Source organism: Streptomyces sp. NPDC007917 (genome assembly GCF_042959105.1).
In the GTDB taxonomy this organism is placed as follows: Bacteria; Actinomycetota; Actinomycetes; order Streptomycetales; family Streptomycetaceae; genus Streptomyces.
The window spans coordinates 276,564-291,221 of sequence record NZ_JBIBKK010000004.1 but is presented as its reverse complement, the minus strand read 5'-3'; the positions used below and the strand labels follow the sequence as shown (position 1 = coordinate 291,221).

Below are 14,658 nucleotides of genomic sequence, written 5' to 3'. Positions count from 1 at the left end.
CATGATGCGCGAGCATGGACACGACGAGTCAGGCCGAGGTCGCCGAGCGCCGCCGCTTCGGGGTGCTCAGGCAACGCGACTTCCGGCTGCTGTGGACGGGGGAGACCGCCAGTGGACTCGGCAACAGCGTCACCACGGTGGCACTGCCCCTGATAGCGGTGGCGGTGCTGCGCGCCGACACCTTCGCCATCGGTCTGCTCACCGCCGCCGTCTGGCTGCCGTGGCTGCTGATCGCGCTCCCGGCCGACGCGTGGGTGGACCGGCTCCGCAAACGGCCCGTCATGATCGCCTGCAATCTCGTCTCGGCCGTCATGTACGCGAGCGTCCCCCTCGCCGCCTGGCTGGACGCGCTCACCTACCCCCATCTGCTGCTCTTCGCGGTCGGCGCGTTCATGGTGGGGTTGGGGATCGTCGCCTGCAACGTGGTGGTGGACACCTTCCGGCAGAGCTACTGCCCGCCCCATCTGCTGGGGCGGGTCGTCGCGACGGCCATGGTGCTCAACCACGGCACCATTCCGCTCGGCTCCCTGCTCGGCGGACTCCTCGGCGACGCCGTCGGGTTACGCCCCGCCATGTGGATCATGACGGCCCTGTTCGCACCCTGCTGGCTGCTCCTCGCGCTCGGCCCCATGCGCACCGAGCGCGACCTGCCCCGGACGGCGCCGGCGTCCGACCAGTGAGCGCGCCGTGGCAGGGGTGACCGCTGCCGAAGAAAGGAACCCGCCGTTTCCCGGCCCGGTGAGCGGGCCGGGAAACGGCGGGACGCGGTCAGCGGGTGGGGCCCTGCGCCGCCCAGGAGTCGAGCACCGTCAGCACGTCCTTGAGGGTGTGCGCGGTGGCGTCCGGCTCCGCCGAGTCCGATCCGAGCTCCTCCGTGGGGATCTCGCTGTGGGGCACCCAGATGGTGCGCATACGGGCCTGCCGCGCCCCGTAGATGTCCTCGAAGAGCCGGTCGCCGACGAAGGCGCACGCGCCGGGGTCCTCGGCGCCCAGCCGCTCGGCGATCAGCTCGAAGATGAGCGGATTGGGCTTCGTCCAGGGCACCTCGCTCGAGTAGACCGCGGCGTCGATGAGGTCGTGGACGCCGTCCCGCTCGAAGATCTCGTGGTGCCAGTCGGCCGACCACAGCGTGTTGGACAGCACACCGACCCCCAGGTCCCGCTCGCGCAGGGCGCGCAGCAACTCCGCGCCTTCCGGGTCGAGATAGGTGTGCGCCTCCCAGGCCCGCCGGTAGGTCGCGAGCGCCGCGCCGTCCGGGACCACGTCCACGGCGCGGAACACCTCGTCGAGGGTGGCCGAGCACTGTGTGTCCCGGCAGCGGGTCATCAGCTCCCGCTCGGCCTGGAACAGCCGCTGGGCGAGGTCCGGCGCGCCGCCCGGGTCGATCTCGCGCGCGGTCTCGAGCCAGATGCCCGCCAGGTCCACCGTGTGCCAGGGAGTGAGCGTCCCCGCCCAGTCGAAGACGACGTACTTGATGGTCATGCTGCTCCTCGCCCTTCCCGCCCGAACCGACTCACGCCTGTTGTCCTCTGCCCACCGCGGCACGCAGCAGGACGACGCCGACCGCGCACCCCGCCAGCAGCGTCGGGCCCACCGCCCACCAGCCGTCCGCCGCCGTGACGACCAGGCCCACCAGGGGTGGTCCGGCGAGCGATCCGACGCTGCCGAGCTGGGCCACCAGGCCGTTGGCGACGCCGACGTCCGCGCTGGTCCTCACCACGAGGGGGAGGGCCGCGAAGACGGTGGCGACGACCAACTCGTTGGTGACCGCGATCAGCACCGCGCTGGTCATGGAGATGCCCAGACCGCCCGTCGACCCGAACGCCGCGAAGGCGCCGACCGGCATCAACAGGGCAGCCGTGAAAAGGTACTTCATCCGCGCCCCGCGGCGCAGCAGCACACTCGCCGCGAAGCCGCCCGCGACCCCGGCGAAGGACACGCTTCCGGTGAGCGTGCCGGCCGCCGCGGTGGGCACGTCGAACTCGTCGTGCAGATACGTGGGATACAGCGCGACGAACGTGACGATCGTGGCGCTGATGGTGGCGAAGCCGGCGCCGAGCGCGACCGGGCGGGCCAGTCCGCGGGCGCGCGCTCGCCGGTCACCGGAGCGGGCGCGGCCCTCGTCCCCGGCCCCGTCTCCGTCGCGGGATTCCGTCGCCGCCGAGCGGGAGGCCGGCCCCGCCCCGTCCGGCCCGCTCTCCCGGGCGCCGGCCCCGGGCAGACGGAGCGCCGCGGCGGCCGTCACGAGGGTGGCCGCCGCGGCGACCATCAGCGATTCCCGCCAGCCGAACCCCGCGGACAGCAGCCCGCCGCCGAAGGCGCCCAGCGCGAGTCCCACTGGCATGAAGGTGCCCCAGATCGCCAGCGCCACCGTGCGGCGCCCGTCGTCGCCGAGCCCCAGGATCAGCACCGGGGCCGCGATCACGACCACCACATAGCCGACGCTCTCCACCAGCCGCCCACCGAGCAGCAGCGGAAACCCGCCGGCCCGGGAGACCAGCAGCCCCGCGAGCCCCATCACCACCAGGCCACCGATCAGCGCCCGCCGCGGGTCCAGGGGGCGCAGCGCGACGCTCACGGCCAGCCCCAGCACGGCGGCCACCGCGGTGACCGAGGACGCGACCAGGCCGACCTGTCCCAGAGAGAGCCCCAAGTCCTTCTCGAGGTCAATGGATACGGGCGTGATCCTGCCGATGCTGGTGGCAGCCATGACGCCCGACAGGTAAATTAAAGCGAAATGCCACCAATAGGCGTGGCTGATTTGCTCGCCGGATTCCGGAATCCCTGCTTCTGCGGTATCAGTGGTGTCGCTCTTCCTGTCCATGGGTCAAAAACCTTTCCTTACGAGTCAGCATCGTGCGGAAACTCAGGGGGGTATCGCTCGACATGGTGGCAGCAGAAGACGGGCCCGCGCCGCGCTCCGGCATTCTTGTGCTCGGTTCCCTGGTGATGGACCGTAAGTTTTTCGCCGCGGGGCTGTTCGAGCGCGGAGCGGGCCGCGGCGAAACGGTGTGGTCCACGGAGCGGCACCACGGCGGCGTCGGCCGGAATGTCGCCACGAACGCGGCCCGGCTCGGCCACCGGGTCACCTTCGCCGGCCTGTCCGGCTTCGGTGCGGACGCGGCGGAGCTGGAGGGCGCCCTGACCCGGCTGGGCGCCGCCCTCCACGTACGGCGCGTCGCCGACGGCGTCGGGCGGTTCGACGTGACGCTGGACGCCCATGGATCGCAGATCTCCTCGCGCATCGCCCTCCCCGACCCGGCCCTGGGGAAAGCGCTGCGCGGCCCGGAGCTGGCCGCGCGCATCGCCACGGCGGGGGCGGTGGTGATGGAGGGCGGGCTCGACGAGGACCTGCTGGTGTGGGTGTCGCAACAGGCCCGCCGCCACGCGGTCCCGGTGTGCTGCCTGCCCACCCGGCAGGCCGACTTCGGGCCGCGCGCCCATCTGCTGCCCCGCTACGACGTGCTGGTCCTCAACACCAGGGAGGCGGGCGCGGTGCTGGGCCAGGACCCCGGCGCGCCGGCCAGCCCCGCCGAGCAGGCCGGTCTGCTGGTGCGCCGGGGCCCGGGGGTGGTCGTGGTCACCGACGCCGCCCGCGGGGCGGCCCTGGCGTCCGCGGCCGCCCCCGGGCCGGTGCTCCTCCCGGCCGAGCCGGGCGTGTGCACCGACGACACGGGCGCCGGCGACGCGCTGGCCTCGGCCTTCGTCGTCGCCCTGGTGGCCGGCCGGACGCCGCGGGACGCCCTGGCCCATGGGTTGCACGCGGCCCGGGTGACCATCGCGTGCCCGCAGAGCACCTGCCACTCCCTGTCGTCCGCCCTCGTCAGCGCCGTGCCGAAGGGCCGGCTACCGCCGCGTGCCCGACCGCCGACAGGAGGCTGAGGCGCGCCCCGGCGGGGACACCTCCCAGCGGTGGCCTGGGAGCAGACCGAGTGTCGCCGCGTCACCCGCACCTGACGGTGGACTCCACGCGGTGGGCGCGCATGGTGATGCCGTCCTCGGCGAGGGCGCGCGCGATGACCTCGTGGTCGTACGAAGCGAGCCCGGCGTCGGTGAGGATCTTCAGGTCCGTGGAGTGCATCGGGAAGTCGTCGACGCTGCCCTGTCGGACCTCGCCCACGTTGTGCCCCGAAAAGCCCTCGGGGAGCTCGTACGCGCGATCGGCGAGGCAGGCGAACATCAGCAAGTGGTAGTTGCCCTGCTCCCACTTGCCGGTGAACTCATAGACGGCGAAGAGCGAACAGGAGTCCACGAGGATGCCGGTCTCCTCGTGGGCCTCCCGTCGCGCCGCTTCCTCCACTGCCTCGCCCGGCTCGATGCCCCCGCCCGGCAGCAGCCAGCTCCCGGCGTACGGCCCCTTGAGCTGGTGGACGAAGGTCACGGTACGGCCGGGCCCCGGCACCACCAACAGGGCGGCGGGCAGCACACGGTCGAAACGGCTCATGCTGATGTCCTCATTCAGTACTCGGTGGGCCGCCCTTCGGGCGGAATGACCAAGGCCAGGCCCACGCGCTCACCTTCCACCCTTCCCTTGCGGTGATACGGCTCCGTCCGGGTGGTGAATCCGTAGGTGGCCAGCGCCTGCCCGGGATTCGACAGGTCCGGGCCACAGATGATCACCTTTGAGCGCACATCGAACGCCATCGCCTCCGTGACGAGCTCCTGGCTGGGCTCGTCGGACTCGATGTACGCCACGAACTCCCCCCTGGCCTTGAGCGAGTAGCGTACCGACCGCACAGGGTGACCCTGACCACGCAGGTGCGCGTACATCAGGTACTCGTTCTGGAAGCTCATCAGGGTCAGCCCCGAGGTGGCCCCCGCCACGATGGTGGGGAACGGGGCCCCGGGCACGGCGGTGACCTTGTCGACGGTCATCACATTGCTGCGCCGGGCCTCCGCGTAGTAGCCCTTGAACTCGCCGAACGGCCCCTCGACTTCGTCCCTGGCCAGGACGTGCCCCTCGATGACGTGGGTGGCGTCGTCCGGTACCGGAGGGCTGCCGCTGAGGCCGAGCGGGCGCCCCAGCAGACGGGAGGCGATCTGGTAGTCGTCGCCCTCGGCGGGCAGCCGTGAGGCCGCCACCACACAGATGGCGGGATCCGCTCCCAGGAACACGGAGATGGGCATCGGCTGCCCGGTCTCCAGCCAGGCCCGCAGATTGCGGTGGCCGTCGGTGCGCGGGTCCAGGAAGATACGCACCTCGTCGGGCGCCACCACCTGGATGCGGTAGAAGCCGAGGTTGACGCCGCTTCCGTCGGGCCGGGTGGTCACCCCCACGCCCGCGGTGATGTACGGGCCGGCGTCGCCGGGGCGGTGCTGCAGGATCGGCAGGCCGTACAGCAGATCGGCCAACTCCTCCCGCTGACCGCCCGGTCGGGGCTCGCGCAGGGGGTGCGCGGGGCCCGCCAGCCGGTCCGACATCTCCTCCAGGTGCTTCTCCTCGGTGGTGCCGAGCGCGGCGAGCAGCACCGCCCGCGGATACGGGTTCCCGAGCACCCGTCCGCCCGGCCGCTCCACGACGCCTGTGAACACCGTCGTCGGACGCGTCCCCAGGGCCTTCTCGAACTCCGCGAGGGTGCGCGCCACCTCCACCCGGCTGCTGAGCGGGGTGTCACAGGTGTACAGGTCCACCGCGTCGTAACAGGCCGGGAGGGACAGCTCGGCCGCGCCGGCCACCGGGACGAGACCGCGGTCCGGCAGTCCCCGCGGCGCTCCCACCGTCATGGGCGCACCGCCCGTGCGGTGGCGGGGAACGGCCGGCAGTCCGCGGTGGACTCCCGGTCGGTCTCCCACGGGAAGACGATCCAGTCGTCGATCACCGCGGGACAGTAGTCGGGCACATAGCCGGACCGGTGGTTGCGGACCACCGAGGCGAAGCGCACATCGGACCGCGCCACCCCGGCGTCCGCCAGATAGGCCAGCACCACATCGGCCGTGGAGCCGGTGCCGACGATGTCGTCCACCACCAGCACCCGGTCTCCGGGGCCCAGTGCGGGCGGTGTGCCCATGTCGATGACCGGCGCCTGCTTCGCGGCGTAACGGGTGTCGTCCGCGGTTCTGCGCACCCGGATGGTGTGCTGGACGGGCACATCGAGGGCGCAGGTGAGAAAGCCGGCGGGAGTGAGACCGCCACGGGCCACCGCCAGCACCGCGTCCGGCCGGAAGCCCTCCTCCCGCACCCGGGCGGCGATGTCCCCGACCAGCTCCCCGAAGGAGGCCCAGTCCAGGAGGTAGGGCCCCTGCCGGGACCACATGCCGGGCCGCTCACCGGCCACCGCGGGGCGCGCCGTGGCGCCGGCGTCAGTCATCGCCCACCGCCCGGCTGACATGGTCGATGTCGATCTGCTCCGAGCGCTCGCGCGCGTGCGGACGGTTCTCCGCCCGGCCCGCGGAGGTCACCCGGATGAACTCGGCGCGCTCCCGGAAGCCGGCGACGTCCCGCGCCCCCGAATAGCTCATCGCCGACTGCACCCCGCCCATGAGCTGGCGCAGCGTCCTGGCCAGTGGGCCGGTGGCGGGGAAGGTCGCCTCGGTGCCCTCCGGCACGTAGTCGTCGACCTCCTCCCGGGTGATCTTCTCGCCGGCCGCATGGCGCAGCGTCAGCTTCATGCCCAGGGAGACGAATCCGTTGCTGACCTTGTACGAGCGCCCGTCCCGGGTCACCGGGGTGGCCGCGCTCTCATCGGCCCCCGCGAGCGCGGAGCCCAGCATGACCGCATGCGCCCCGGCCGCCAGCGACTTGGCGATGTCGCCCGACTGCCGGATGCCGCCGTCCGCGATCACCCCCACCCCGCGCTCGGCCGCCGCGGCCGCGCAGTCCATGACCGCGGTGAGCTGGGGGACCCCGGTCCCGGCCACCAGTCGCGTCGTACACACCCCGCCGGGGCCGATGCCGATTTTCACCACGTCGGCACCGGCCTCCGCGAGGTCTGTGACCCCCGCGGCCGTGGCCACGTTCCCCGCGGCCAGCGGCAGCCGCGGATAGGCGGCCCGCAGCTTCGCCACCGCTTCGATCACCTGGTCGCTGTGGCCGTGGGCGACGTCCACGAAGAGGATGTCCACCGCGTGTTCGACCAGGCGCTCGGCGCGCTCCCGCCAGTCGCCCGAGACGCCCACCGCGGCGCCGACCAGCAGCCGGCCGTCGGTGGCGCGGGTCGCCCCGGGCGCCGCTTCCTCCTTTGGCCGGTGTGCCTTGACCGCGTCCAGTTGCTCCAGTTGCTGCTCCACGGTCTGCATGCGGTGCAGCACGCCCAGGCCGCCGTTCAACGCCATGGCCACGGCCATCCGGTCGCCCGTGCACCACTGGGTGTTCGCCGAGACGACGGGCGTGCGCAGCACGACGCCCGGCAGCAGCTCCGAGGAGGTGTCGGCCTGGCGACGGCTGGTCAGCGGGGTGCGCTGGGGCACCAGCAGCACATCGTCGAAGCTCAGCCCGGTCCGCGGAGGTTCACTTACGCGCATCGAGATGGGTGCTCCTCTCAAGGGGTGGTGAGCCGGTTCAGAAGCCGGCGCCGCGGAACGATTCACTGGTGAGGGTGAGCAACTCGGTGCGCAGGGCGCTGTCCTGGAGCGCGCCGCGCCAGACGGCCGTGGCCATGGTGGCGGGGGTGCGGATGCCGCGCATGGCCATGCACAGGTGCTCGCCCTTGCCGATCACGGCGACGTCCGGCGATCCGGTGAGCTTCTCGATGTCGTCCGCGATGTCCTGCGAGAGCTGCTCCTGCGACTGCAGCCGGTGGGCGTGCTGATGGGCGATGCGGGCGAACTTGCTCAGGCCCAGCACCTGGCCGCGGGGGAGATAGCCGATGGTCACGCGGCACGAGAACGGTAAGAGGTGGTGTTCGCACAGCGACCACACATGGATGCCCGAGACGGCCACCAGATCGCCGCTGCAACTGGACTCGAAGACGGTATCGGTCGAACCGGGCGCGTACTGGGTGAACTCGCGCCACCAACGCGCGTAGCGCGCGGGCGTGTCGCGCAGCCCTTCCCGTTCGGGATCCTCACCGATCTCCACGAGAAGCTGCCGGGCGAGTATTTCCAGGGGGTCCTTCGGCGCCGGACTCCGCACGATCTGCTCGTTCCCCGGCAATTCGTCTATTCCACTGCTCATCAAACACCTCGTTTGCTGCCCCATATGGTCACGTGCAGGCGCCCGGACAGATTCCACCTCCGGCCGACGACCTCGTCCGCGAGCGTGCGGATGCCCTCGTCGATCTCCTCGGGGGACTGTCCGCGCGGCATGATCCAAATGTTCTTCAGCGAGTGCCGCGCCACCAGCGTGTCCACCTCTTCCAGGTCGGACGCTGTCGCACAGACGAACTTGAAGGCCGTGCCGGGAAGCCGGGTGAACTCCCGAAGCACCTCCGGCACGATCCGGCGCTTTTCGGCGATGCCCGAGTGGGCGAGTTTCGGCGACACGTTGAACCGGACGCCCGCCGCGATCAGCGCGGCCCCCGGGGCCACCGTCCCATTGGTCTCCATCTCCACCGCGATCCCCGCCTCGCGCAGCGCGCGGACCACGGGCTCCAGCCTGGACCGCTGGTTCAGCGGCTCCCCGCCGGACACGACGATCAGCCCGACGCCGAAGTCCAGCAGCCGCCGCGCCACCTCGGCCGGGTCCATCGCGTGCAGTTCCTCGGCCGGGCGATAGGCGACCCCGGTGTCCGAGACGCCCTTCCAGTCCCAGGTATACGGAGTGTCGCACCAGCGGCAGTCCAGATTGCAGCCTCCCAGCCGCAGGAAGGCGCAGGATGTGCCCGTGGAGGGCCCTTCTCCCTGGACGGCCCTAGGTGGGCCCGAAGATCTCGTTGACCACGAGCTTCGGTGCCGTCATGTTCACCACCCCCTTTCACGTACTGCGTCAAGGACCGGACCTTGGTCCGCGGTCACCCGGGCGTGTCCGCTCCGCCGGGGGAGGGGCGGTACGTCGCCCAGGTCTTGGGGGTCTCCGACACGCGTACGGCGGTGAGTTCGGGGAACTCCTTGACCCACCTCTCGTGGAGCCACATGGCGATGTTCTCGGCCGAGGGATTCACCCCGTCCAGCACATCGTTGAGATGTCGGTGGTCCAGTGTGTCGTCGACCCACTTCTGGAAGGCGGAGAGATCGCCGTAGTCCCGCACGAAACCCGGAAGTGTCAGGTCCTCCGGCGCCGCGGACAGTTCCAGGACGACGACATAGTTATGGCCGTGCAGTCGGGCGCATGGATGGCCGGACCGTAAATGGTCCAGCTGGTGGCTCGCCGAGAAACGAAACTCTTTGGTGATGGAGAGCATGATGAACCCTTCACCTCGCTCAAGTGAACAGGGAGCAGAAAATCCCTCTGCTCCGCTTTCCCGCTTAACGCCCTGACGAGCATTCCCGAGCGCACGCAGGATCACAAGAGGGCATCCGGAACTTCACGCTTGAGCCACTGTTGACCGACTGCCGTGGACATGAGAATGTGGGGCCGGTTGCCACCGACCCCACATTCACCGGTTTCACACTGCTGTCGCCGACTCAGGAACCCTTCGTTGCCCTGAAGTTACGGAAGAGCAAGTAGGTGTCGAGGATGTCCGACGAAGCGCTTTCGACCGACCGATAGATGCCCCACTTGGGCCGGACATAGTCGTCCTGATCCGGGATCTTCACATTGGACATGGAGCCCTGGACCGCCACCGGAGCGCTGGAGCCGGTGCCATTGCGGGCCACGAATCCGGCTTTGCCGCTCGAGCCGATGGTGAAGGTCCATTCGATGGTGATCCACTTGTTGCGCAGCGGCGACAGATTGGTCGAGGCGATATCCGGCGACCCGGAGTTGGCGTAGGCGCGGGCCCGCAGGGTTTCCGTGCTGCCGCTGCGGCCCAGATCCAGGACGACGTACGGGCCCCCGTTGTCCACGGGCGTCTTGGTCTGGAAGATATGGGTGAACTTGCTGGTGCCGTGCAGCGAGGTCGGCATGAACATCTCGTAGGAGATGCTCCAGGTCTCGCCGTCGCGCATCTTCAGCTTCGTGCCGTCCTGCACCATGCCCTTGGACTCGGTGCGCTGACGGTCCCCGTCGCCGGTGGTGTCCCGGTCGTCCTTCCAGATGTTGAAGCGGTAGTGATCGCCGCCCTCGACGACGACGTAGTCCCGGTCGGGATGGGCGTTCCCGCGGTCGGCCTCGATGCCTTCGAAGGCCTTGAGCCCGTCGTCGCCCGGGTCCGGGTGCCAGAGCAGCTGCGGCGCACGGGGAGTCGCCGGCACCCGGGGCGCCGCCGAGGCCGCCTGGCCGACGGCGAGCGAAGTGCCGACGGCGGCGGCGGTCATGGAGCCGAGTACCGCCCGACGGCTGAGATGGCGTGGAGCGTGTTCGGTCATGTTCGTTGGTTTCCTTCTGAGGATGTCAACCGATGACACACGCGGTGCGGACGGACCGCGATGAAGGGGTCAGAGCGGTCCTACGTGAAGGTGTGCGGCATGCGGCGGGGTGCGGCTCGCTCCCGCCCCCGGGGCACGCCGGAACGCCTCCCACCATGGACTGGACCAATACACCCGTCAAGGCTCCGAACGGCCTTTCATCCGACCTTTACTGACGGGTGCTTCTGCTCTTCGGCCGATCGGCGTCCCTGAGCTGGGCTCCGATCACCGGCTTGCTCTGTTATTACGGAATACCGTAATATCCGTCCTATGGCTGACGAGTCCTTGGAGAGACGGCTCGCCGCGCTCGAAGAGCGGGTGACACGGCTGGAAGCCGAGCCACAGGCGCAGCGGGACGAGGTGTTCTGGGCCCTCGAAGGGCTGCGCCGCCGCCTCACCGGGCCCGGCCAGGTGCTGTTCACCGGCGCGCTGAACCTGCCGACCGGCGAGAGATACGAATGGCAGCAAGGCGCGGAGACGGACCGGCTGTTGGAGGCGGACTGGCCGGAGGGGGCCGCGCCGCTGGCCGCGCTGGGCCACCCCGTACGGCTGACCCTGCTGCGCGCCGCGCTGTGCGGCACCCGGTCCGCGGCGGAGCTCCAGGAGGCCGCGGGTCTGCACACCACCGGTCAGCTGTACCACCACCTCAAACAACTCACCGCCACCGGCTGGCTCCAGGCCGAGGGGCGTGGCCACTACCAGGTCCCCGCGGGCAGGGTGGTGCCGCTGCTCGTCATGGTGTCCGCGGTGGTACCGACAGGCAACCGAAAGACAGGGGATTGACCGTGCAGCGGAGGAAGTTCCTCACCGTGGCGACGACGGCGGCGGGGGCGTCACTGCTCCCCGGCACCGCCGAGGCGGCCGACGACCTGCCCGCCCTGGTGCGCCGGTATGTGAGCCGTGCGCTGGACGCCGGCAGCCCGAGCGTGGTCTGCGGGGTCATCCACGGCACCCGCACCCATGTCGCCGGCGGGGGAGAGGGCCCCGGCGCGTCGGCGCCGGACGGCAGGACCGTCTTCCAGCTCGGCTCGATCACCAAGACGCTCACCGCCACGGCCCTGGCCCGCGCTGTATGCGCGGGCACCACCCGCCTGGACGCGCCGCTGACCCTGCCCCCGGGGTTCCCCGTCCCGCACCGGGGGCCGCGCCGGATCACCCTGGCCGACCTGGCCACCCACACCTCCGGCCTGCCCTCGCTGCCGCCGAACCTGCTCGCCGGTGCCGACCCTCACGACCCGTACGCCCATTACACGCTGGACGACCTGGCCACCGGCCTCGGCGAGACCACGCTCGCCACCGAGCCGGGCCAGACCTACGCGTACTCGAACCTCGGGTTCGGCCTCCTCGGCCAGGCGCTGGCCTTCGACGCCGTGGACTCGATGCTGCGACACCGGGTGACGGACCCGCTCCGTCTGGCGGACACCACCACGGTGCTGCGGCCGGACATGGCGCCCCGCAAGGCGGTCGGGCATCTCGCCGGACAGCCCGTCCCCGACTGGCGCGACCATGTGCTCAGCGCGGCCGGCAGCTCGATGTACAGCACCGCCGACGACATGGTGCGCTTCCTCGGCGCACAGCTGCGCCCGGAGCGCTCCCCGCTGCGAGCCGCCATCGAGCTGACCCAGCGGCCGCACTTCACCGCCGATGACAATCTGCGGCTGGGGCTCGGCTGGCACCTCGGCCGACTGGCCGGCGGCCGGACGGTGACCTGGCACAACGGCGGCACCGGCGGGTTCAGCACCTGTGCGGCCTTCAGCCGGGAGAGCGCCTGCGCGGTGGTGATGATGGTGAACACCTACAGCGAGCAGACCGCGACGGACCCCCGTCCGGTCGACGCCCTCACCTTCGCCCTGCTCGGCGAACTCGCCGCGGCGTGAGGGCGCCCGCAGGGGAGAGGTGGGTCATATAAGAACACATATGCCGCAAGTGTTACATGGCGTGCAGGTCCGGGAATTGGGGGAATGGGCAACCCCCCGCCCGCTGTTGCTCTCTCCCCGGGACGCACCATGACCACCTTGCTCGAATCCCCCCTCCTCCTGGCCGCCGAAAGGCAGACGCTGCGAGATCCCGTACTCCTGGCAGCCGGCACCACCATCCCCGTAGGCGTCACTCCCCAGGGAGTGGCCGTGAGCCCGAACGGGGCGCGTGTCTACGTCGCCAACCAGGCGTCGAACACGGTCAGTGTGATCGACCCCGTCGGCAACACCGTCACCGCCACCATTCCCACCAACACCGGGCCGTCCCTCATAGCGGTCTCCCCGGACAACACCCGCGCCTATGTGACCCAGTTCGGCGACGCGTCGCTCGGGGTCATCGACACCGCCACCAACACGGTCGTGACGAACATCCCCGTGGGCGCGGGACCCATCGGGGTGGCGGTGACCCCCGACGGCACCCGCGCCTATGTGACCAACTTCCAGGACAACTCCGTCAGCGTGGTCGACACGGCCACGAGTGCGGTCACCGCCACCGTCCCCGTGGGCCCCGGCCCGGTCGGGGTGGCGGTGACCCCCGACGGCACCCGCGCCTATGTGGCCTCCACCGCGGACGGCTCTGTCAGGGTGATCGACACCGCCACCAACACCGTCACCAGCACCACGGTTGTCGGCGACGTCCCCGTGATCGTGGCGATCACCCCGGACGGCACCCGCGCCTATGTGAGCACCGCCGGCGCCCAGTTCGTGGCCGTGATGGCCACGTCCACCAACGCGGTCATCACCACGATCCCCGTCCCCACCCCCCGTGTCGTGGTCGTCAGCCCGGACGGGACCGTCGCTTATGTGGCCAACCTCGGCTACGACACCGTCACCGTGATCGGCATCGCCACCAACGCGGTCGTCGACATCATCAACACCGGAGACGGTCCGCTCGGAGCCGCGGTGACCCCGGACTCCGCCCGGCTGTATGTGACCAATAGCGTCGCCAATACGGTCAGCGCCATCTCGCTGCAGGCCGTTCCCAGCGCCGGGCCGGCCGCCGGCGGCACCATCGTGACCATCCACGGCCACAATCTCTCCGGCGCCACCGCCGTGCACTTCGGCACCGCCACCGCCACGATCCTCGCCAACACCGCCACCTCGGTCACCGTCTCCAGCCCGCCCGGACAAGGCGCGGTCCCGGTCACCGTGACCACTCCGGGAGGCACCGGAAGCTTCGGCATCTTCTCCTACCGCCGCGTCCCTGTCCTCATGGGCCTCGCCGTGGCCAGTAGTCCCTTCGGGGGCGTGGGCGGCACCGAGGGCCCCACCGGCGGCGGGGGCACCGCCGTCATCACCGGCCTCAACCTGTCCGGGGCCACCGCCGTGCACTTCGGCCCCAGCACGGCCACCATTGTGTCCGGCACCGACACCTCCCTCACCGTCAACATCCCCGCGGTCCCGGGCCCCGGCCCGGTGACGGTGACCGTGGTGACCCTGGGCGGCACCTCCAACGGCCTTGCCTTCACCTACGTCGACCCACCCACCCTGACCGGCGCCAGCCCCAACGAGGGCCCGACCTCGGGCGGCACTGAAGTCACCGTCCAGGGCACCAACCTCGCCACCGTCCAGTCGGTCACCTTCGACGGCGTCCCGGCGGCCTTCTCCGTGATCTCCGACAACGCGATCGCCGCCACCGCCCCGCCCCACCCCGTCGCCGCGCCCGTCAACATCGCGGTCACCACCGTCGGCGGCACCACCTCCTCGGGCATTTACAGCTACGTGGAGAGCCCTGGCTGAAACTCCGGCCCCGTCCGGTCCGGTGGTCCGCGGCTACCGCCGGAACACCGGATCGGGGCAGTTGTCGGGGTCCACCTGGCGGAACAGGACCGGATCCGCGGGGGTGCCGCCGACCGGCAACTCCTGGCTCTCGTGGGGCACATCGTCCGCGGGGCTGCCCTGCGAGAAGGTCAGCTCGACGATCCCGAACCCCTCCTCGCCGGGGACGGCGGTGCCGGTGTCGTAGTACCAGCTCCCCCGGCCGTCGAAGCGTCGTTCGTCGTCCTCCCCGAGGGACAGGTCGTAAGGCCAGTTCTTCACCTGGACACGGCGCCCGACGGTGATCCGCATGCCGTCGGGGCCCCGGTACGTCCCGGGCAGGTCGTACGAGGCCACGTCGGGACTGGTCCTCTCGCACTCTCCCGACACGGCGTTCATGACCGCTATGCAACCCCACCGGAAGGACGATGAAGCACACCATCCCTACCAGCGCGAATCTGATGGGACGGACCCGCCAGATCCTTCGGGCCAGTCCTGGTCGCTTCATCGTTGCCATCGCGAGGGGTCTGCCAGATGGGCC

At 70.8% G+C, this 14,658-nt stretch carries 16 protein-coding genes; 5 read left to right on the top strand and 11 right to left on the bottom strand.

Annotated features, from left to right (window positions below; translation table 11 throughout):
- The first annotated feature begins 14 nt into the window (after positions 1 to 14).
- Positions 15 to 680: an MFS transporter gene (locus ACFZDL_RS09780; protein WP_353590009.1), complete on the top strand. Its 666-nt coding sequence runs from the start codon at positions 15 to 17 to the stop codon at positions 678 to 680.
- Positions 681 to 768: 88 nt separating this feature from the next.
- On the opposite strand, the gene ACFZDL_RS09775 is transcribed toward ACFZDL_RS09780, so the two are convergent.
- Positions 769 to 1,482, bottom strand: a complete 714-nt coding sequence (locus tag ACFZDL_RS09775) for an HAD family hydrolase (RefSeq protein WP_353590008.1) — start codon at positions 1,480 to 1,482, stop codon at positions 769 to 771.
- Between the two features lie 31 nt (positions 1,483 to 1,513).
- The gene (locus tag ACFZDL_RS09770) at positions 1,514 to 2,824 is read right to left on the bottom strand and encodes an MFS transporter (RefSeq protein ID WP_353590007.1); all 1,311 of its coding nucleotides are present in this window, start codon (positions 2,822 to 2,824) and stop codon (positions 1,514 to 1,516) included.
- A 62-nt stretch (positions 2,825 to 2,886) separates the two neighbouring features.
- On the opposite strand from ACFZDL_RS09770, the gene ACFZDL_RS09765 reads away from it, so the two are divergent.
- On the top strand, positions 2,887 to 3,882 hold the full coding sequence (locus ACFZDL_RS09765) for a PfkB family carbohydrate kinase (protein ID WP_353590006.1): 996 nt from the start codon (positions 2,887 to 2,889) through the stop codon (positions 3,880 to 3,882).
- Positions 3,883 to 3,943: 61 nt separating this feature from the next.
- On the opposite strand, the gene ACFZDL_RS09760 is transcribed toward ACFZDL_RS09765, so the two are convergent.
- The 8 genes from ACFZDL_RS09760 to ACFZDL_RS09725 form a co-directional block, all read right to left on the bottom strand.
- A complete protein-coding gene (locus ACFZDL_RS09760; protein WP_353590005.1) occupies positions 3,944 to 4,444 on the bottom strand; it encodes an NUDIX domain-containing protein in 501 nt (166 codons plus the stop codon).
- 14 nt (positions 4,445 to 4,458) lie between these two features.
- Entirely contained in the window at positions 4,459 to 5,724 is a 1,266-nt protein-coding gene (locus ACFZDL_RS09755) for a UbiD family decarboxylase (RefSeq protein ID WP_353590004.1), read from the bottom strand.
- Positions 5,721 to 6,308 carry a phosphoribosyltransferase family protein gene (locus tag ACFZDL_RS09750; RefSeq protein WP_353590003.1) on the bottom strand — a complete coding sequence of 196 codons (588 nt, stop codon included), beginning with the start codon at positions 6,306 to 6,308 and terminating at the stop codon, positions 5,721 to 5,723. Before ACFZDL_RS09750 ends, ACFZDL_RS09755 begins: the two co-directional genes overlap by 4 nt.
- Positions 6,301 to 7,461, bottom strand: a complete 1,161-nt coding sequence (locus ACFZDL_RS09745; protein ID WP_353590002.1) for an IMP dehydrogenase — start codon at positions 7,459 to 7,461, stop codon at positions 6,301 to 6,303. The genes ACFZDL_RS09750 and ACFZDL_RS09745 overlap by 8 nt, the downstream gene beginning before the upstream one ends.
- Positions 7,462 to 7,498: 37 nt before the next feature.
- Positions 7,499 to 8,113: a GTP cyclohydrolase I gene (gene folE, locus ACFZDL_RS09740; protein WP_353590001.1), complete on the bottom strand. Its 615-nt coding sequence runs from the start codon at positions 8,111 to 8,113 to the stop codon at positions 7,499 to 7,501.
- Positions 8,113 to 8,721: a 7-carboxy-7-deazaguanine synthase QueE gene (locus tag ACFZDL_RS09735; protein ID WP_353590104.1), complete on the bottom strand. Its 609-nt coding sequence runs from the start codon at positions 8,719 to 8,721 to the stop codon at positions 8,113 to 8,115. The genes folE and ACFZDL_RS09735 overlap by 1 nt, the downstream gene beginning before the upstream one ends.
- Before the next feature lie 167 nt (positions 8,722 to 8,888).
- Entirely contained in the window at positions 8,889 to 9,278 is a 390-nt protein-coding gene (locus ACFZDL_RS09730) for a 6-carboxytetrahydropterin synthase (protein WP_353590000.1), read from the bottom strand.
- A gap of 223 nt (positions 9,279 to 9,501) precedes the next feature.
- Positions 9,502 to 10,344 (bottom strand): hypothetical protein, encoded by an 843-nt coding sequence (locus ACFZDL_RS09725; protein ID WP_353589999.1) that lies wholly within the window; start codon positions 10,342 to 10,344, stop codon positions 9,502 to 9,504.
- A 309-nt stretch (positions 10,345 to 10,653) separates the two neighbouring features.
- Between ACFZDL_RS09725 and ACFZDL_RS09720 the strand changes: the two genes are divergently transcribed.
- The 3 genes from ACFZDL_RS09720 (at position 10,654) to ACFZDL_RS09710 (ending at position 14,099) form a co-directional block, all read left to right on the top strand.
- Positions 10,654 to 11,166, top strand: a complete 513-nt coding sequence (locus tag ACFZDL_RS09720) for a winged helix-turn-helix domain-containing protein (RefSeq protein WP_353589998.1) — start codon at positions 10,654 to 10,656, stop codon at positions 11,164 to 11,166.
- Between the two features lie 2 nt (positions 11,167 to 11,168).
- On the top strand, positions 11,169 to 12,260 hold the full coding sequence (locus ACFZDL_RS09715; RefSeq protein ID WP_353589997.1) for a serine hydrolase: 1,092 nt from the start codon (positions 11,169 to 11,171) through the stop codon (positions 12,258 to 12,260).
- Positions 12,261 to 12,389: 129 nt separating this feature from the next.
- A complete protein-coding gene (locus ACFZDL_RS09710) occupies positions 12,390 to 14,099 on the top strand; it encodes an IPT/TIG domain-containing protein (RefSeq protein WP_353589996.1) in 1,710 nt (569 codons plus the stop codon).
- A gap of 33 nt (positions 14,100 to 14,132) precedes the next feature.
- Here the strand turns inward: ACFZDL_RS09710 and ACFZDL_RS09705 are convergent, their stop codons facing one another.
- Positions 14,133 to 14,516, bottom strand: coding sequence for a hypothetical protein (locus ACFZDL_RS09705; protein WP_353589995.1), 384 nt, complete (start codon positions 14,514 to 14,516; stop codon positions 14,133 to 14,135).
- Positions 14,517 to 14,658 lie beyond the last annotated feature (142 nt).